Source organism: Psychroserpens ponticola (assembly GCF_023556315.2).
GTDB lineage: Bacteria > Bacteroidota > Bacteroidia > Flavobacteriales > Flavobacteriaceae > Psychroserpens > Psychroserpens ponticola.
Genome location: NZ_CP116221.1, coordinates 2,924,596 through 2,943,848, shown reverse-complemented (window position 1 = coordinate 2,943,848; position 19,253 = coordinate 2,924,596). Strand labels below are relative to the sequence as shown.

Below are 19,253 nucleotides of genomic sequence, written 5' to 3'. Positions count from 1 at the left end.
AATCTTATTTAACCTTAATTTTAAAGTGCGATGTTTTAAAATCTGTATTTTTGAAATTAGAAACACACATTTATGTTAAAGTATATTGTATTATTTGTTAGTCTTTTTTTTATGACAACGCCATCTCAGTCTCAAAATGATAATCCAAAATTGGTCGTAGGAATTGTGGTAGATCAAATGCGATATGATTATCTCACAAGATTTTATAATAAATATGGTGAAGGCGGATTTAAACGTATGATGAATGAAGGGTTTAATTGTAAAAACAATCATTTCAACTATGTGCCAACTTATACAGGACCAGGACATGCTTCTGTATTTACAGGTACAACACCTAAGTATCATGGTATAATAAGCAATAATTGGTATGATAAAGTGATGAAAAAAGTTGTCTATTGTGCTGATGATGATTCTGTTGAGTCTGTAGGAACCTCAAGTGATGCAGGTAAAATGTCACCACAAAGAATGTTGACAACAACATTTACAGATGAAAATAGATTGTTTTCACAAATGCGAGGTAAGACTATTGGTGTTGCAATGAAAGATCGAGGAGCAATTTTACCAGCTGGTCATACTGCAAATGCTGCTTATTGGTTTCATGGACGTGATGAAGGTGTTTGGATTTCAAGTACTTTTTATATGAATGAATTACCAAAATGGGTGTCGGATTTTAATGCTTCGGAAACAGCAGAATCATATTTGAAAGTTTGGGATACCTATTATGATATTTCAACTTATACAGAAAGTGGTGAAGATGATAATGATTTTGAACGTGGATTTAAAGGAAAAGAAAAACCAACATTTCCCTATGACTTGAAAGCTCTGCAAAAAGATAATCGTGGATTTGATATTTTAAAAGCAACAGCCTATGGAAATAGTTTAACCACAGATTTTGCTATTGCTGCAATTCAAGGAGAGGAGTTAGGTAAAGATAATACAACAGATGTTTTAACGCTTAGTTATTCATGCACAGATTATGTTGGTCACAACTTTGGAGTTAGTTCTAAAGAAGTTCAAGATACTTATATTAGATTAGACAAAGATTTGGAGCGATTGTTTCTCTATTTAGATAAAAATGTAGGAAAAGGAGAGTATACTGTGTTTTTAACTTCAGATCATGGAGCCGTTGAAGTTCCTTCATATCTTAAAAGAGCTAAAATTCCAGCTGGATACATTCATAATGATGATAGAAAAGCACAATTCAATACGTTTTTAGTCGATACTTTTGGAACAAAAGATATCGTAGAAAATATAAGTAATAACCAAGTGTTTTTAAATCGAAATAAAATAAAAGAATTGGGTTTAGACCTTTCAGAAGTACAACAAAAAATAGCGAATGAGCAGATAAACTACAACCAAATTGCTAAAACGTATACTGCAAATGCTATGTCTTCTACTAATTTTACCATTGGCATTGAATCTTTATTGCAAAACGGATTTAATCAAAAGCGCTCAGGAGATGTGCTTTTAGTAAATGATGCTTCTTTTATTTCTTACAGTAAAACAGGGTCAACTCATGGAAGTGGTTTAAATTACGATACTCACGTACCTTTGTTGTTCTTCGGAAAAGGAATTAATCACGGACAAACATACCAAAAAACAGTAATTCCAGACATTGCGCCAACTATGTCTGCGCTTTTAGGAATTAGCTTTCCAAATGCTAGTATTGGTAATCCTTTGGAATATATAATAGATTAATTTTGAAGAAGCGTACCTTATATTCAATACTAGCTGTTTTGCTTATTCTTGGCATTTATAGTTATGAACATTTTTTAGCTGAAGAAGAATCTGCTGAAATAGTAGAAGGAGGCAAAACAATAAAAGACGATACTAACGAATATTTCTTGCCATCAAGTACAACGGGTCAAATCGTACATCATGAAAATTATTCTTTGTCTTACAACGAATCACATGAACAAGCCGAATGGGTTGCCTACGAATTAAAAAAAACGCATTTATCAAGTACCAATTTTAAGCGTCCATATTTTGAAATTGATAAAGCCGTAAAAACTGGAGCTGCACATTGGCAGAATTATAAAAAGTCAGGTTATGATCGAGGACATTTGTGTCCTGCAGGAGATAGACGATTTAGTAAAGATGCTCACGATGAAACGTTTTTAACAAGTAATATTAGTCCGCAAGAACATCAATTTAATGCTGGAATTTGGAATACACTTGAACAGAAAGTAAGGTATTGGGCAGGAAAATATGATGGTGTTTTTGTGATTACTGGAGGTGTTTTAAAAGGACGCATGAAGACGATAGGAGATGAAAAGGTGAGTGTGCCTAATCAATTTTATAAAGTGTTGATTGATACGAATTCTGGTACAACTAAAATGATTGCTTTTTTAATGCCTCATAAAGATTCAAATCAGCCACTTTATAAGTTTGTAGTTTCGGTAGATGAAATTGAAGAATTAACAGGAATTGATTTCTTTTTAGAACTTGACGATGCTATTGAAAACAAGTTGGAAGCTTCAAGTAGTTATAAAGGCTGGAGTTTTAATTGATATAAAAGTGTCATTTTGTACTTGTTTCAGGAATTCTAATTTAGAATCTATTTGAACTTTTCTAAAATTCCATTCCATCTTAACTTTCTAATAAATTTCCCTTCATCTTCAGAAACTAGGAACTCTAAATTTGAACGTTTAGCTTTAAAATAACCGTTCATATAGTTCATAAAAACAGACAAGCTTTGTTTTTTTAATGACATTTTTAATGCAGTAATCCAAGTAATTATGAATCCATAACGCATTTTGTATAAAGCTTCACCTTGTAAATATTTTGATGATTTATTATAGCTAATTCCAGTTGGTTTTAGATGTTTTACATGTAGAGCTTCATCAATTAAAATATTCCAATTATGATATTTCGCTAGTAATTCGTCAACAGTGTCCCAACCTATTGACATTTTGAGCTTTCTAATGTCTTCAAAACAGGTTTTTCTATACGCTTTTAGTGCTCCGCGAATATGGTCTTTGCGAGTAAGATTCTCTAAAACCCAATCATTGTTTTTTTTAATGTAGCACATGCCAGCTGCCATTCCAAGATTTTTATTCTTTGTAAAGTTAATAGCTAATTGCTCAAGATAATTTTCAGGAAAAATCAAATCTGCATCATATTTACAGATTATATCATAATTGTCATCTAAAGTTTCATAGCCTTTATAAAAGGCGTTTACAATTTTTGCGCCTGGTAAATGTTTATCTGAAGAGCTATTATTTACTAAGGAAATGAATGTATGTTTTTCTGTGAATTTTTTAACTAGTTCTTGAGTCTTATCAGTAGAATTATCGTTAACCACAACAATTCGTTTTGGTAAAAGCGTTTGGTTAACTAAAGATTCTAGAGTAAGAGCAATAGAATCTTCTTCGTTGTGTGCAGGAATGATAATGTAGAAATTCATTAATAAATTTCAGTTTAGGATACTTAATTTCAAAACTACGGAAACAGTATTTGATTTTAGAATTTATGGCTTAGAAATTCTTTCAGCATAGACAATATAATATCTTGGTGTAAATAAACGAAGTAGTGGTCTTATCCCTATTTTTTTTGAAGGATTGGTCCATTTTTCTGATGCAATAATCTTCCATCCTGATTTTTCGAGTAACCAATCAAATTGCCAATCTTCAAATTCATGAAAGTGTCGGTCTCTCATATCTGTTTTACTTCTATAAGCTGAAGCAAACCATAATTTAAGAGGAATGCTCACTACAAGTTTATCTGCTTTAATAGATTTTAAAACGGTAAAAGGAGAAAGAAGATGTTCGAAAATTTCAAACGCTGTTACAACATCTGTATTTGAGTTTTTGATTTCAGAAGTATCAATGTCTAAATCTATGCCTGATGTGTTTGTAACAGAATACCCATTTGTTTTTAAAATTGATGACAGCGGGTTTTCAACACCTAAGTCCAAAATTGTTTCTGAAACCTTTATGTGTCGTTTTAAAAATTGAACGGTATGTTTAAAGCGTTTATTTGGAAAGCTGTTTTCGTACATTAATCTGAAATATTATCATAAGACGTTTTGATTCCTCTAATCAATGCAGAGCTAAAGCCTTGATGTTCCATTTCATTTAAACCAGCAATAGTACAACCTTTTGGTGTTGTTACTTTGTCAATTTCTGCTTCTGGATGATTCCCTTTTTGTAACAATAATTCACTTGCACCTTTTACAGTTTGAGTTGCAATTTCGGTTGCTGTTTTAGCATCAAAACCAATCTCAATTCCACCTTGAATCATACCTCTAATAAAACGAAGCACATAGGCAATTCCGCAAGCACCTAAAACTGTAGCTGCATCCATGAGTTGTTCATTAATACTTATGGTTTTACCCAGTGCATTAAAAATAGTAGTGACTGTTTTCGTGTCTTCTTCTGTAGCATTATGTGATGCAATACAAGTCATCGATTCATTAACAGAAGCAGCTGTATTTGGCATAGCTCTAAATACAATAGGAGTCGTTTTTAGAGTTTCATTAATTGCATCGATTGTGTAATCACTGACTACAGAAATTATTAAATGCTCATTTGAAATATAAGATGAAACCTCTTTTAAAACAGATTCAATTTTATAAGGTTTAACAGCAATGATTACAATTTGAGATGTTTTTACAGCATCAATATTATTTGAAGTGATAGTAACACCTTGATCTTTAAAAGTAGATAGTAAATCGGTTTTATGTCGCGTGATTGTTAACTCAGAAGCTTTGAAATCATCAGATAATAAACCAGAAGCAATGGCTTGACCTAGGTTTCCTCCACCAATTATTGCAATTTTTTTATTCATATTAATGCTTATAAACAATGGCATTAATATTCATACCAGCACCAACACTAGCAAACATAATCACATCACCTTTGTTAATTTTTTGATTTTCAAGTTGACCTTTTAAAATCATATCATACAACGTTGGTACAGTTGCTACACTAGAATTTCCAAGTGTGTTTATCGTCATTGGCATAATACCTGCTGGCATTTCCATGTTATGAAGTTTATAAAAACGCTTAACAATCGCTTCATCCATCTTTTCATTGGCTTGATGAATTAGAATTTTTTTCACATCATTAATAGAATATCCACTTTTTTCTAGACAAGTCTTTAAGGCTAAAGGCACATTAGTTAGTGCGAACTCATAAATCTTGCGACCAAACATTTTTATATATCTACGTTGGTCTGTGATTTCAGGATGATTGGTTTCGCCAAAGTAAATAAAATGTGCTTCATCATATGTGAATGTAGCGGATTCATGAGCTATAATTCCACCATCTTCATTACTTTCTTCAACAATGACAGCTCCTGCACCATCGCTATAAATCATCGAATCACGATCGTGTTTGTCAACGACACGAGATAGTGTTTCGGTACCAATCACGAGACAGCGTTTTGCTATGCCTGATGAAATAAATGCTTTTGCTTGAATCACACCTTCAATCCAACCTGGACACCCAAATAGCAGGTCGTAACCTACACATTTCGGATTTTTAATTTTTAACAAGTGCTTTACTCTGGAAGCAATACTTGGTACAGTGTCACTTTGTTCTGCATTGTGTTTGACATCACCATAATTGTGAGCAACAATGATGTAGTCTATAGTTTCTTTGTCGATTTTTGCATCAATGATTGCTTTTTCTGCAGCAAAAAAACCAATATCAGAATTTAATAATTCAGATTTTACATATCGCCTTTCTTGAATTCCAGTAATCGCTTTAAATTTATCAACGATAATCTCATTTGGACTATTTATTGTAGAGCCATCTGCATTTAAAAACTCATGATTATAAAAATCTTCATTTTTTTCTATTCGACTAGGAATAAAACTTCCTGTTCCTGTTATCTTAATACTCATAAATTATTATATCTGATTTAGAATCCTAAATGATAAAGGCAATATACTAACATTTAATGAAATGTTAATATATTGCCTTTAGTTTTTACGACGTTCAAGTGCTTGATTTATGCTTCCATATATGCTTCAATTGGAGCACAGGTACAAATTAAATTTCTGTCACCATATGCATCATCTACCCGACGAACACTAGGCCAAAACTTGTTATCCCTTACATAGTCTAATGGGAATGCGGCTTGCTGACGTGTATAAGGTAATAGCCATTCGTCATTAGTAATCATACTCATGGTATGAGGTGCATTCTTCAAAATATTGTTATCATCTTCTTTTGATGCGCTATCAATTTCATGTCTAATAGAAATCATAGCATCGCAAAAACGATCCATTTCTTGTTTGCTTTCACTTTCTGTAGGTTCAATCATCATGGTTCCTGCAACAGGAAAAGAAACAGTTGGAGCATGAAAACCATAATCCATTAAACGTTTTGCAATATCAACAACTTCAATACCATTTACTTTAAAAGGTCTGCAATCGATAATCATTTCGTGAGCTGCACGTCCTAACTCTCCCGAATATAAGGTTTCATAAGCACCTTTTAAGCGCCTTTTGATGTAGTTTGCATTAAGAATTGCAACTTCGGTTGAGCGTTTTAATCCGGAAGCTCCTAACATTTTAATGTAACCATAAGAAATTATGCAAGCCAAAGAAGACCCAAATGGAGCAGCGGAAATTGCTGAAATAGCATTTTCACCTCCTATTTTAATTAATGGGTTTCCTGGTAAAAATGGAACCAATTGTTTCGCAACACATATTGGTCCTACACCTGGACCACCACCTCCATGAGGAATAGCAAATGTTTTATGTAAATTAAGATGGCAAACGTCTGCACCAATATTTCCAGGATTAGTTAACCCAACTTGAGCATTCATATTTGCACCATCCATATAAACTTGACCTCCATTATCATGAATGATTTTGGTGATGTCTTTTATTGACGCTTCATAAACACCGTGTGTTGAAGGATAAGTAACCATAAGAGCTGAAAGATTATCTTTGTGCAACTCTGCTTTTTCTTTTAAATCATCAACATCAATATTGCCTTCTTCTGTAGATTTTGTAACAATGACTTTCATTCCTGCCATTACTGCACTTGCCGGATTTGTTCCGTGTGCTGATGATGGAATAATACAAATATTCCTGTGATGATCACCTCTAGATTCGTGGTAGGCTCGTATCACCATTAATCCAGCAAATTCACCTTGAGCACCAGAATTAGGTTGTAATGAAGTACCAGCAAAACCTGTGATTTCTGTAAGTTGGTCTTCTAATTCTTTTAAAACAATTTGATAGCCCTTAGTTTGTTCAATAGGCGCAAATGGATGAATTTTTCCCCATTTAAACCAGCTTAAAGGTAGCATTTCAGATGCAGCATTTAGTTTCATTGTGCATGAACCTAATGAAATCATAGAATGATTTAAAGCTAAATCTTTACGCTCTAAATATTTGATGTAACGCATTAATTCTGTTTCAGAATGGTGCGAATTAAAGATAGGTTCTTGTAAAAATGCTGATTGACGTCTAAGTTGGTTTTCTATTGAATTTTCTTCAGAAATAGCAACGATTTTATTAGATGCTTTGTTTACACTTTTTGCGAAAATACCAACAATTTTATTTAGTTCTGCAAGCGTTGTAGGTTCATTAATAGATATGACAACTTCGTTATCATTTGGATAATAGAAGTTCATTTTTTTGTTTTCTGCTTCAGCTTTTATGGTTTTAGCATCTGCTTTTATATGAAGCGTGTCAAAAAATGAAGTGTTCGTTTGTTCAAACCCTAATTTTTGAATTTCGTTAGATAATATAACTGCTTTATTGTGAATGTTATTAGCAATAAACTCTAAGCCTTTTGGTCCATGATAAACAGTATACATTCCAGCCATTACAGCTAATAGAACTTGAGCAGTACAAATGTTTGAGGTTGCTTTATCACGTTTTATATGTTGTTCGCGAGTTTGTAAAGCCATACGCAAAGCTCTGTTCCCGTTTGCGTCTTTTGTAACTCCAATAATGCGACCAGGAATATCTCTTTTATAGGCTTCTTTAGTTGCAAAATATGCAGCATGTGGACCTCCATAACCCATAGGGATTCCAAAACGTTGTGTCGTTCCAACTACGACATCTGCACCAAATTCTCCAGGAGCTTCAAGTTTTATTAAACTCATGATATCAGCTGCAACGGCAACTTTAATTCGAGAAGCGTTTGCCTTTTCTATAAAAGATTTAATGTCTGTAACTTGACCATGTTTCCCTGGATATTGTAAAATAGCGCCAAAGAAATTTTCATTAAAATCAAAGTTTTCTTCTTTTCCAATAACGAGTTCAATACCAATTGGTGTAGCTCTAGTTTGTAATAAAGAAAGTGTTTGTGGAAGTATGTTTTCAGAAATAAAAAATTTATGTATTCCTGCTTTTTTTTGATCTCTTTCTCTAACTGAATACAATAAACTCATAGCCTCTGCAGCAGCTGTACTTTCATCTAAAAGTGACGCATTTGCAATTTCCATTCCAGTAAGATCTGTGATCATAGTTTGAAAATTCAATAAGGCTTCTAGACGACCTTGTGCAATTTCTGCTTGGTATGGTGTGTATGCCGTGTACCAGCCTGGGTTTTCTAAAATATTACGTTGAATAACTGCAGGCATTATGGTTGGGTGATATCCTAAACCAATATATGTTTTAAATACTTTATTTTTCTTTGAGAGATTATAGATGTGTAGTAAATATTCTTGCTCACTCATAGGTTCATCAAGATCTAAATCTGACTTTAAACGAATGCCGTCCGGAATTGTTTCATGGATTAATTGCTCCATAGAATCTACTCCAACCGTTTGCAACATTTGTTTTTGATCCGCTTCTCTCGGACCAATATGACGAAGTGAAAAATCTGCTGTATTCATTAATTATTTGAGTTGAATTTTATTTTCGCAAAATTAAGCAATTATTGACCTTAAAATGTTAATGAAAATGAAACTTTTCAACCATTTGAATCTGTTATTAACAGTTTGACTATTTTTGTGTTATGCGTGTTTTAAAATCGTTGTTTGATTTTTATATCAATAGTAGTATTCATGTAGCTTTGGCTATTGTTGCGATGTCTTGGATTACTTTCCTAGAATTTAATGTTTCTATGGATGTGAATCTGCTTGTTTTTATAGGATTTGCTTCTATAACTGGATACAATTTTGTTAAGTATTTTGGTTTGGCAAAATTTCATCATCGAAGCTTATCAAATAAATTGAAAACCATTCAAGTCTTTTCTCTAATTTGCTTTTTGCTCATGTGCTTTTTTGCATTGAAATTAAATGAAGCTTCATTAATTGCGATACTAATTTTTGGCCTTGTGACATTTTTGTATGCAATACCGTTATTGCCTAACCGATTGTTTGTTGATAAAAAGAAACAGTTGAGAAGTATAAGTGGACTTAAAATTTACATCATAGCATTGGTGTGGTCTGGAGTTACTGTTTTTTTACCTTTAATTATTGACGAATTTGAAATATATGATGATATAGTATTAACTGCTGTTCAACGTTTTATTTTTGTAGTGGTATTGATGCTACCTTTTGAAATAAGAGATTTAAACTATGATAGTTTAAAATTGGCTACAATTCCACAGAGAATAGGAGTGAAGCAAACCAAAGTAATTGGAGCTCTATTGTTATTTTTAATACTAAGTTTAGAATATTTTAAAGATGATATTACTTGGAGCCACATAGTAGCTTTAACTTTAATTTGTCTAGTATTGTTTTTGTTTTTAATGTTTTCTACAAAACAACAAGGAAGATATTATAGTGCGTTTTGGGTGGAGAGTTTACCAATCTGGTGGTTAATAGTCTTATTGATGTTTTGCTAATTCTTGTTCAAAAGCAGACTTTAAGTTTGCTTTAGCCGAAGCATCCATCGGAATAGGGTCTTTAGTAACTAGCTTGGTTAATTGTGAATTCTTCTTTGTGTATTTTCTACACGCTCTGCAATAAATTAAATGGATATTTAATTTGATTTTTTCCCAAAGAGAAGCTTCCTTGTATTGTGTTTTATCACAAACATGATTAGCGTCTTTACAAGGTATGAAGATTTTATTACTCATAATTAAAACCAATTTTTTTCAAGGCAACTTGCCATTGAAACTCTAGCTCGATGTATGATTACCCATAGGTTAGACGCAGTAATGTCTAATTCATTACAGATGGCTTCAGTTTCATAATTTAAAATTGTTTTCATTTCAAAAACTTGAGCTTGTTTCTCAGGTAATTTTCCTAGGCAATTATCAATAGCAATGCCTAATTCTGTATTTTCAATGGTGTCTTCTGCAGTTTTATCAAATGGATCGGCAACACGTTCCTCTAGCCAATCACCTTCACTTTCATCAGTATTGTAAGTCATTCTAACTTCAGCTTTGCCTTTTTTAGAATTAATCTTGCGATAATGATCAATAATTTTTCGTTTTAAAATTGAAATTAACCACGTACGTTCGCTAGCTTCACCTTTGAAATTTTTCATAGATTTTAAACCAGCAACAAAAGTGTCTTGTACTAAATCTTGAGCAATTTCTCTATCATTTACACGTGTTATGGTGTAATTGAAAAGATAATCGGAATATAGATTTATCCACTGATTAGGATCTATGACATGTTTAGGCATTCTTTCTCTGAAATTTATTTCAAAAATAAAGTAAAAAAACGATTTTATCTAAAGTTTTAAATGTGGATGGTTTTTTTGTTTTTTACACTTACGTCTGAGCCTTCAGCAAGAAGTACTGATGTTGGATTTACATGGTTAAGAAAAGTAAAGGATTCTCCATAATTCATCCTGAAATCGATATTGAGTTTAAAGTCTTTAACTTTTAATTGTCTCCAGCTTGGATGAGCAACTTCATATTCAAAAGTTTTGTTTTTATGTTTTGTGTATCCATAATAATGTTCGGTTATGAAATGTGCTTCAGAATCTTCTATTATTTCTGAAAATATTTTTTCCGTTTTTACTGAAATAGATTGCCATATATTATTAATTTTCCATAGATATTCAAATTGCTTATAATTACCATGTTTTGTCCAAATGTGCTTCATTTTTGCAGTTTGATAATGCTCATGATAGATTGAATTTGCAACAAAAGTAATCAGTGGTTTTGGTACAATTTCTTTAATAAACACAACACCTCTTTTGTCTTTATGTTTAACATAAAACCTAAGATTAACCTCTTCAAAGTTGACGTGATATGGTAGTTTCATTCCTAAAACTTTTGTATTCATAAACATGAATCCAACAATGCTGATATAGCATTTTCCATTGAATAGATCAAGTTCAGTTCCTTTAGGTACAAACGGTTGTAAAAATTTGTGGTCTATCTCATAATTTATAAGTATAAGGTTTTTCCAATATGCATTTAAGAATGTCATGGTCACAAATTTATAAGATCATCAAGAGCTATTTCAATATTTGAATGTATGAATTTAAATTTGTTATCTAACAAACGCTTCGGAATTATATTTCTACTTTTTAAGACCAATTCTGGTTCAGTACCAATTAATTTTGCGCCAAGTTTAATGAACCATTCTGGATGTGAGATTCCAAAAGGTATTTTCATCACCTTTCTGAAGCTTTTCATGAGGGTTTTATTATCTGTTGGTTTTGGTACAGCTAGATTAAAATTGCCATTTAAATTTTCGTTTTCTATTAAAAATTCAATAGCTCTGGCAAAATCCAATTCATGAATCCAACTTACTTTTTGAAGTCCAGAAGCTTGCTTTCCGCCTAAGCCAAACTTAACTAATTTTTTTAAAGGTTCCGTTGCTCCACCATATTTTCCCATGACTATTGATGTTCTTGTAGCAATTTTTCTAGTTTTGGGATTTGTTATTGCGTAGAAGGCTTTTTCCCATGACTTTGCTATATTCATTGAGAAATCATCACCTATTTCACCTTTGTCTTCAGTCATTTCTTTATCTATAGAGTGACTGTATATTGTTGCTGTAGATGAATTAATCCAAGTTTTTGGTGGATTATCACATAAATTGATGGCTAAGCCTAAAAGATGTGTAGAATCTATGCGAGAATCATAAATGAGTTTTTTATTTTCTTCATTATATCTGCAATCGACTGATTTGCCTGTGAGATTAATTAATATATCAGTTTGTTCTAAAGTTTTTGACCATCTGTCTAAATCTTTTCCATTCCAATAGATTTCATTATCACGTTGAGGTGTTCTTGTTAAGATGAAAATTTTATATCCTTTTTTTGAAAAGTAGGCTTCTAATACTTGTCCTAAAAAACCACTTCCACCAGCTATTGTTATTGTTTTCATTTTCGAGTTTTATTGATCATTTTGAACATTATAAGTTGGTGTTTTTGTAATGACACTATTACTTTGTCTAGATTTGCGTCGTCCTCTAAAGAAGAAAAATAGATTGATAAACAACATAATGCCTAAATAGATAGAAAAACCTCCAATTTTCATACTTAAAGTTTCTATTAGAGTTTGAGTACTCATACCAGTTTTACTGTGATAAGTAATTTTAAGGATCAGTAAAGCCCAACCAATATTGATGAGATAAAAGCCAATCTCGAAAAGTTTGTTAGTTGCAAGAGCAATATCTTCTTTGCCCTTAAAAATATCTAGCATAAAGTATTTTCCATTTTTGAAAAGCATTTTAGAAACGTAAATGGTTAAGATTATTACAATGGGTAAATAGATTAGGTAACCGATAATGATTTTTGAATTTTTCATGATTTATAGTTTTAAAGTTTTTGATTTTACGAGGTAGTTGAGTAATAGCACATTATTGTAATGTAGTAATGATAAACCTATAATGATTACACCTAAATGTTCACCTAATGTATTAAGCATTTGTATTACAGATTCAATTGTTTCCCAATAAGCTAAACTAATAATAGCATAACCTAAATTGACGAGATAGTATCCAATAAGTAAGATGTTGTTTATGCTTTTAACCAGTGATGTATTTTGTTGAAATAGATATAGTAAAAATATTTCTCCATGTGTATAAAAAAGCCAACCAACTTTTACCATTATCACAGCAATAATTGGAAGGTAAATGCTATATGTTATAATGTTATAATTCATATCATATAATTTTTAATTGATTTAAGAATGTAAACAAAGTATGTTGCTATTGACATTGGAACAATCATAATTCCAAATACTATTGTGAAGTATTCATTATAACCTTTCCAATCCATTAGCCAGCACAAACCATAAATAGTTACAATTGTCCAGTAGATATATAGTTTCTCTTTGGAATTTTTAGATAATTGTTTCCAAAAAAAGAATAGAATTAATGCAGAGATTATTTGTAAAGCACCTAATACCATTTGTGCATACATGCCTAAAAAGATAGTTAGATAAAGTACGAATGTTATTATTAGTGAGACTTTGTTAATAAGATATAATTTCTTCATTTCTATATATTTTAAACTTTCAGAAAAAATTGAAAGTTTGATTTAAATTTTTTTATTTGATGAGTTTGATTAATGATTTAGTAATCCAGTTTTGTTTCTGACTCACTAATTTATTAATCATAGTATCTGCATTTAGCGTTAAGTCATGCAATGCTTTAGTTTGTTTTATGAGTTCTTTAGTTTTTTCTGTACCATCATCTTTAATAGACGAGACATCGTTCAATACTTTTATAACCGGTTGAATTTCTCTTCGACTACGTTCTTTAGCAATAATTCTAGTCAATTCTTGAACCTCTTTTTCAGTAGTGAAATATTCTTTGCGTTCTCCTGGTATTAGTTCTTTAGTCACAATTCCCCAATCCATCAACTGACGTAAATTCATGCTCGTATTGCCACGAGAAATCTGAAGTTCTGCCATAATATCTTCCATAGATAATGGTTTTGTAGAGATAAAAAGTAAGGCTTGAATTTGAGCCATAGCTTTATTAATTCCCCAAAGTGAACCAAGGCTTCCCCAAGTACTTACAAATTTTATTTTAGCGTCTTCGTAATTCATAGTACAAATGTATATAAAATATTTTAAACTTTCAATAATTATTGAAAGTTTGTTTTTTAAAAGAACCAAAGTTGTAGCTTCAGTTCTTTTCTAGTAATTATTATTATATCAATCCAGCGCGTTTCAACAAAGCTTCTGGTTGAGGTTCTTTGCCTCTAAATCGTTTGTATAAAGTCATAGGTTCTTCAATTCCTCCTTGAGACAACACATTATCCTTGAATTTTTTTGCAACCTCTTTATTGAATATACCTTCTTCTAAAAAGTATTCAAAAGCATCAGCATCTAAAACTTCAGCCCATTTGTAGCTGTAATATCCAGAACTGTAACCACCTTGAAAAATATGAGAAAACGCAGTACTCATACAATTTTCAGCTACATCTGGATATAATTTTGTGTTTTTAAACGCTTCATTTTCATGTGCTTTTACAGAGGAAATTGCACTTGGATCTTGACCATGCCAAGACATATCGAGTAACCCAAAACTAATTTGTCGTAGTGTTTGCATACCTTCATGGAACGTTGCAGACGCTTTTATTTTTTCAATTAGCTCCATAGGAATCATCTCACCTGTTTCATAATGCGTTGCAAACAATTCTAAGGCTTCTTTTTCGTAACACCAATTTTCTAAAACCTGACTTGGTAATTCTACAAAATCCCATGATACACTAGTTCCCGATAAGCTCGGATAGGTTGTGTTAGCTAAGATGCCATGAAGCGCATGTCCAAATTCATGAAACAATGTCGTCACTTCATTAAAGGTTAGGAGTGACGGCTTGCTTTTTGTTGGCTTGGTGAAATTGCAAACATTTGAAATATGTGGTCTACTGTTTTTACCATTCTTTATGTATTGCGATTTGTAAACGGTCATCCAAGCACCATTTCGTTTTCCTGGTCTTGGAAAAAAATCCGCATAAAAAATAGAGATTAAATTTCCTTTTAAATCGGTTACCTTATAAGTTAATACATCTTCGTGATACTTGTCGATTGTGTTAATTTCTTCAAATTTTAAATCGTATAAGCGTTCGGCAATTGTAAAAACACCATTGATAACATTTTCTAATTTGAAATACGGTTTTAATTGTTCATCATCTAAACTGAATAATTTCTGCTTTAATTTTTCAGAGTAATACGATCCATCCCATTTTTGAAGACTTTCTATGCCATCTAATTCTTTTGCAAAGGCTTCTAGGTTTTTAAATTCGCGTTCAGCAGCTGGTTTGGCTTTTTCTAAAAGTTCATTTAAAAAGTGTTGAACTGTTTCAGGAGTTTTTGCCATTCGTTCTTCTAAAACAAAATGAGCATGTGTTTTGTAGCCTAACAGATTTGCGCGTTCGTGTCTTAATTTTGCGATTTGTAAAACATGATCTTGATTATCATACTCATTACCTTTAAACGCTTTTGCACCAGCAGCAATGGCCAGTTTTTTTCTTAGCTCGCGATTACTAGCATAGGTCATAAACGGAATGTAACTAGGGTAATCTAAGGTAATTAACCAGCCATCTTTTTGTTTCGATTCTGCTAATTGCTGAGCAGCTTCTTTTGCACCTTCTGGCAATCCAGCCAAATCTTTTTCGTTAGTTAGATGCATTTCAAAAGCATTAGTTTCAGCTAAAACATGCTCTCCAAACTTTAGTTTTAACTGACTTAAAGCTTTGTCAATTTCACGTAAGCGTGTTTTTTTATCTTCAGACAAATTAGCTCCATTTCTAGAAAACCCTTTATATTTTTTGTCTAGAAGTGTACTTTGTTCAGTGTTTAAATCTAATGTGTTTTTACTATCATAAACCGCTTTAACGCGTTTGAAAAGTGATTCATTTAAAGTGATATCATTACTGAATTCTGACAATAGAGGAGAAACTTTCTGAGCAATTTTTTGAATGGTGTCATTGGTTTCAGCGCTATTCAGATTAAAGAAAATACTTGAAATACGATCTAATTGTTCTCCCGAAAAGTCTAAGGCTTCAATGGTGTTTTCAAAAGTTGGTGCTTCAGAATTAGTTGTGATGGCATCAATTTCAGCTTTGGCTCCTTTTATAGCTTTTAAAAAAGCAGGCAAATAATCCTCATTTTTAATTTTTGAAAAAGGTGCTGTTTGATATGGTGTGTTGAATTTAGAATTTAATACGTTCATTTAGTTTTATGAATTTTTAAATATAGGCTTAATTAGTAGTAATTGTCTTACGAAAATTCAAATTGTGAATTACTTTGTTCATTAAATCTCATAACTTTCTGAAAAAATGATGAAATATATTTTAGTTTTGTCATAATTATTTTAAAAGGAGTTAACCAACTCTATACAAATAATTGATTAATAGCTCTAAAAACCTCGTTTATACACGAGGTTTTTTTTATTTCAACTCTTTAGAAGATTCAATGACTTTGGCTTTTAAACTTTCTTTGTAAGCGATTATTGTATTTTGAATTGTTTTATCTGTTGCTCCAATAATTTGAGCAGCTAGAATCCCAGCATTTTTTGCACCATTTAAGGCAACTGTAGCAACAGGAACTCCTCCAGGCATTTGTAAAATAGATAACACAGAATCCCAACCATCAATAGAATTACTACTTTTTACAGGAACTCCAATGACAGGTAAAGGTGACAATGATGCGACCATTCCTGGTAAATGTGCAGCACCTCCTGCACCAGCAATGATGACATTAATGCCACTAGTATGTGCGTTTTTACTAAAATCAAATAGTTTTTCTGGTGTTCTGTGGGCTGAAACAATATCAACTTCAACGTCTATTTTGAATTCTTTTAAAATATCTATAGCGTCTTGCATAACTGGAAGATCACTTTTACTTCCCATAATAACAGCAACTTTTTGCATAATTTAAATTTTTGTCAGGTCGAGCGTAGTCGAGACCTTATTTACTTATCACTTTTATTGTGTTCTTAACAACTTCAGCAATTTCTCTTGCCTTGTTTAAATCTTCATTTACAATGGTCACATGTCCCATTTTACGAAAAGGTCTCGTTTGTTTTTTTCCATAAATATGTGGTGTCACACCATTCATTTTCAAAATGTCTTCGATGTGTTCATAAACAACATCGCCAGTATAACCTTCAGCACCAACAAGATTAACCATAATACCACCAACTTTACTTTCAGTTTGACCTAAAGGTAAATTTAAAATGGCACGAATGTGTTGTTCAAATTGTGAGGTGTAACTAGCTTCAATCGTTTGATGACCTGAATTATGTGGTCTTGGTGCAACTTCATTAACTAAAATGTCATCATTTTCAGTTTGAAACATTTCAACAGCCAACAATCCAACATGATTAAAAGCCTTTGAAACTTTTAAGGAAATATCTGTCGCTTTCTTTGCAACTGTTTCTTCAATTCTTGCAGGACAAATGACATATTCTACTTGGTTAGCTTCTGGATGAAATTCCATTTCAACAACTGGATAGGTTTTGGTCTCTCCGGTTTCATTTCTCGCTACAATAACAGCTAATTCGTTTTTAAACGGAATTAAATCTTCAGTAATACATTCACCTTTAGGTAAATTGTTCAAATCTGAAAGTTGTCTAACAACCTTTACGCCATTACCATCATAACCAAATTGAGCAGCTTTCCAGACAAATGGAAATTCTAATCCACCATTATCAATTGCGTCTTCAATTTCAGATACATACGCAAATCTTGTAAAGTCTGAAGTTGGAATTTGATGATCTCTATAAAACAGTTTTTGCGTTGCTTTATTTTGAATGGTTCGTAAGGTTTTTGACGATGGAAAAACTTTTTTGCCTTCTTTTTCTAAAGCCTCTAAAGCATCAACGTTTACATTTTCAATTTCAAAAGTCAAGACATCGACTTGTTTCCCGAAGTTGTAAACATCATCATAATTCATTAAATTTCCTTTAACAAATTTGTTGCATGCAATTTTACAAGGTGCTTCATCACTTGAATCCATTACATAAGTAGTAATGTCAAATTTTCGGGTCGAATACAACATCATTTTGCCCAATTGACCACCACCAAGAATACCGAGTTTAAAATTTGAAGAAAAATAATTTGTCATCTGCCTTTATAACTAGTTCTCACATTGAGCGCAGTCGAAATGTCTTGAATAGAAGATGCATTTTTCACGACTCCGTTCTAAATGTCAGTAATATTTTAGTATTAAATATTACAAAAATACATTATAAAATAGAAAGCTATCGTAAAAATGGAATTCAAAAATCGCTAATCGCCAATCTATTGATTATCTTTGCCTCTTTAAATTAAAAAACAAGTGATTAAGCTCAACGATTTATACTTTAAACCTTTTATTTCTGAAGCAGAAATAGATGCTGCTGTACAGAAAATGGTTGATGATGTCGCAAAAGATCTTCAAGACGAAGTGCCTGTATTTATTGGAATTTTAAATGGTTCTTTCATGTTTGTGAGTGATTTCGTGAAAAAATATCCAAAACCTTGTGAAGTTACTTTTATTAAGTTAGCATCTTATGAAGGGATTAAATCTTCGGAAGATATCCAGAGACTTATTGGGTTAACACAAGATTTATCAGGTAGAAAAGTAGTCATCCTTGAAGATATTATAGATTCTGGAAATACGCTCGAAGAAGTGCATCGTATTTTTAAAAATGAAAATGTTGGTGAACTTAAAATCGCGACATTATTTTACAAACCTGAAGCTTATAAAAAAGATTTTAGATTACATTATGTAGGTCTTGAAATTCCAAACAAATTTATAGTCGGTTACGGATTAGATTATAACGGATTAGGTAGAGACTTACCAGAAATATATCAATTAAAAACAACACAACACATGACTAATTTAGTGCTATTTGGACCTCCAGGTGCAGGTAAAGGAACTCAAGCAGAATTTTTAAAAGAGAAATATGATCTCGTCCATATCTCTACTGGAGATGTGTTTCGTTTTAATATGAAAAATAATACTGCCTTAGGTGCATTAGCAAAATCTTATATAGATAAAGGAGCATTAGTTCCAGATCAAGTAACCATAGATATGTTAAGTGTAGAGGTAGATAAAAATGCAGATGCTAATGGGTTTATTTTTGACGGTTTCCCTAGAAATGAAGTCCAAGCAGTGGCTCTTGATCAAATAATGGATGCAAAAGATTCTAAAGTTGATGCAATGATTGCTTTAGAAGTGGAAGATGAAGTTTTAGTGAAACGTTTATTAGAGCGTGGAAAAACTAGTGGTAGAAAAGATGACTCTGATGAGGCAATTATTAGAAATAGAATTAAAGTATATTATAACGAAACAGCAATCTTGAAGGATTTTTATTCTAAGCAAGATAAATACTTTGGCGTTGATGGCTTTGGTAGTATTAGCGATATAACAGATCGACTCAATTTGGTAATCGATAAATTGTAATAAGACTTAATCGGGTAAACGATT

Annotated in this window: 20 protein-coding genes; 4 read left to right on the top strand and 16 right to left on the bottom strand. The window is 32.0% G+C overall.

Going from position 1 to position 19,253, the window contains the following annotated elements; all coding sequences use genetic code 11:
* Positions 1 to 72: 72 nt before the first annotated feature.
* Both pafA and MUN68_RS13085 read left to right on the top strand, forming a co-directional pair.
* Positions 73 to 1,698 (top strand): alkaline phosphatase PafA, encoded by a 1,626-nt coding sequence (gene pafA / locus MUN68_RS13090; RefSeq protein ID WP_249996005.1) that lies wholly within the window; start codon positions 73 to 75, stop codon positions 1,696 to 1,698.
* 2 nt (positions 1,699 to 1,700) lie between these two features.
* A complete protein-coding gene (locus MUN68_RS13085; RefSeq protein WP_249996004.1) occupies positions 1,701 to 2,510 on the top strand; it encodes a DNA/RNA non-specific endonuclease in 810 nt (269 codons plus the stop codon).
* A 47-nt stretch (positions 2,511 to 2,557) separates the two neighbouring features.
* On the opposite strand, the gene MUN68_RS13080 is transcribed toward MUN68_RS13085, so the two are convergent.
* The 5 genes from MUN68_RS13080 to gcvP all read right to left on the bottom strand — a co-directional run bounded on the left by MUN68_RS13080 (position 2,558) and on the right by gcvP (position 8,805).
* Entirely contained in the window at positions 2,558 to 3,406 is an 849-nt protein-coding gene (locus MUN68_RS13080) for a glycosyltransferase (RefSeq protein WP_249996003.1), read from the bottom strand.
* 63 nt (positions 3,407 to 3,469) lie between these two features.
* Complete coding sequence (locus tag MUN68_RS13075) at positions 3,470 to 4,000, bottom strand: class I SAM-dependent methyltransferase (protein ID WP_249996002.1); 531 nt, start codon at positions 3,998 to 4,000, stop codon at positions 3,470 to 3,472.
* Positions 4,000 to 4,788: a pyrroline-5-carboxylate reductase gene (proC, locus tag MUN68_RS13070; RefSeq protein WP_249996001.1), complete on the bottom strand. Its 789-nt coding sequence runs from the start codon at positions 4,786 to 4,788 to the stop codon at positions 4,000 to 4,002. Before proC ends, MUN68_RS13075 begins: the two co-directional genes overlap by 1 nt.
* A gap of 1 nt (position 4,789) precedes the next feature.
* Positions 4,790 to 5,848 (bottom strand): 3-oxoacyl-ACP synthase III family protein, encoded by a 1,059-nt coding sequence (locus MUN68_RS13065; RefSeq protein ID WP_249996000.1) that lies wholly within the window; start codon positions 5,846 to 5,848, stop codon positions 4,790 to 4,792.
* Positions 5,849 to 5,955: 107 nt separating this feature from the next.
* The gene (gene gcvP, locus MUN68_RS13060) at positions 5,956 to 8,805 is read right to left on the bottom strand and encodes an aminomethyl-transferring glycine dehydrogenase (protein ID WP_249995999.1); all 2,850 of its coding nucleotides are present in this window, start codon (positions 8,803 to 8,805) and stop codon (positions 5,956 to 5,958) included.
* Positions 8,806 to 8,927: 122 nt separating this feature from the next.
* Here gcvP and MUN68_RS13055 point away from each other — a divergent pair, with 122 nt between their 5' ends.
* On the top strand, positions 8,928 to 9,761 hold the full coding sequence (locus MUN68_RS13055) for a UbiA prenyltransferase family protein (RefSeq protein WP_249995998.1): 834 nt from the start codon (positions 8,928 to 8,930) through the stop codon (positions 9,759 to 9,761).
* Here the strand turns inward: MUN68_RS13055 and MUN68_RS13050 are convergent.
* From MUN68_RS13050 to MUN68_RS13000, 11 genes are all read right to left on the bottom strand, one after another.
* Entirely contained in the window at positions 9,744 to 9,995 is a 252-nt protein-coding gene (locus MUN68_RS13050) for a glycine dehydrogenase (RefSeq protein WP_249995997.1), read from the bottom strand. The two genes, MUN68_RS13055 and MUN68_RS13050, sit on opposite strands and share 18 nt — an antisense overlap.
* Before the next feature lie 2 nt (positions 9,996 to 9,997).
* On the bottom strand, positions 9,998 to 10,549 hold the full coding sequence (locus MUN68_RS13045) for a sigma-70 family RNA polymerase sigma factor (protein ID WP_249995996.1): 552 nt from the start codon (positions 10,547 to 10,549) through the stop codon (positions 9,998 to 10,000).
* 56 nt (positions 10,550 to 10,605) lie between these two features.
* The gene (locus tag MUN68_RS13040) at positions 10,606 to 11,304 is read right to left on the bottom strand and encodes a YqjF family protein (protein WP_249995995.1); all 699 of its coding nucleotides are present in this window, start codon (positions 11,302 to 11,304) and stop codon (positions 10,606 to 10,608) included.
* Positions 11,305 to 11,306: 2 nt separating this feature from the next.
* On the bottom strand, positions 11,307 to 12,209 hold the full coding sequence (locus MUN68_RS13035; RefSeq protein ID WP_249995994.1) for a TIGR01777 family oxidoreductase: 903 nt from the start codon (positions 12,207 to 12,209) through the stop codon (positions 11,307 to 11,309).
* Between the two features lie 9 nt (positions 12,210 to 12,218).
* Positions 12,219 to 12,632: a hypothetical protein gene (locus tag MUN68_RS13030; protein WP_249995993.1), complete on the bottom strand. Its 414-nt coding sequence runs from the start codon at positions 12,630 to 12,632 to the stop codon at positions 12,219 to 12,221.
* Between the two features lie 3 nt (positions 12,633 to 12,635).
* Positions 12,636 to 12,989 (bottom strand): hypothetical protein, encoded by a 354-nt coding sequence (locus MUN68_RS13025; RefSeq protein WP_249995992.1) that lies wholly within the window; start codon positions 12,987 to 12,989, stop codon positions 12,636 to 12,638.
* Entirely contained in the window at positions 12,986 to 13,324 is a 339-nt protein-coding gene (locus MUN68_RS13020; RefSeq protein ID WP_249995991.1) for a hypothetical protein, read from the bottom strand. The genes MUN68_RS13025 and MUN68_RS13020 overlap by 4 nt, the downstream gene beginning before the upstream one ends.
* A gap of 52 nt (positions 13,325 to 13,376) precedes the next feature.
* The gene (locus MUN68_RS13015) at positions 13,377 to 13,880 is read right to left on the bottom strand and encodes a GbsR/MarR family transcriptional regulator (RefSeq protein ID WP_249995990.1); all 504 of its coding nucleotides are present in this window, start codon (positions 13,878 to 13,880) and stop codon (positions 13,377 to 13,379) included.
* 103 nt (positions 13,881 to 13,983) lie between these two features.
* Positions 13,984 to 16,011, bottom strand: a complete 2,028-nt coding sequence (locus tag MUN68_RS13010) for a M3 family metallopeptidase (protein ID WP_249995989.1) — start codon at positions 16,009 to 16,011, stop codon at positions 13,984 to 13,986.
* A gap of 217 nt (positions 16,012 to 16,228) precedes the next feature.
* The gene (gene purE, locus MUN68_RS13005) at positions 16,229 to 16,711 is read right to left on the bottom strand and encodes a 5-(carboxyamino)imidazole ribonucleotide mutase (RefSeq protein ID WP_249995988.1); all 483 of its coding nucleotides are present in this window, start codon (positions 16,709 to 16,711) and stop codon (positions 16,229 to 16,231) included.
* A gap of 37 nt (positions 16,712 to 16,748) precedes the next feature.
* The gene (locus MUN68_RS13000; protein ID WP_249995987.1) at positions 16,749 to 17,906 is read right to left on the bottom strand and encodes a 5-(carboxyamino)imidazole ribonucleotide synthase; all 1,158 of its coding nucleotides are present in this window, start codon (positions 17,904 to 17,906) and stop codon (positions 16,749 to 16,751) included.
* Between the two features lie 213 nt (positions 17,907 to 18,119).
* Between MUN68_RS13000 and MUN68_RS12995 the strand changes: the two genes are divergently transcribed.
* Positions 18,120 to 19,229: an adenylate kinase gene (locus MUN68_RS12995; protein WP_249995986.1), complete on the top strand. Its 1,110-nt coding sequence runs from the start codon at positions 18,120 to 18,122 to the stop codon at positions 19,227 to 19,229.
* Positions 19,230 to 19,253 lie beyond the last annotated feature (24 nt).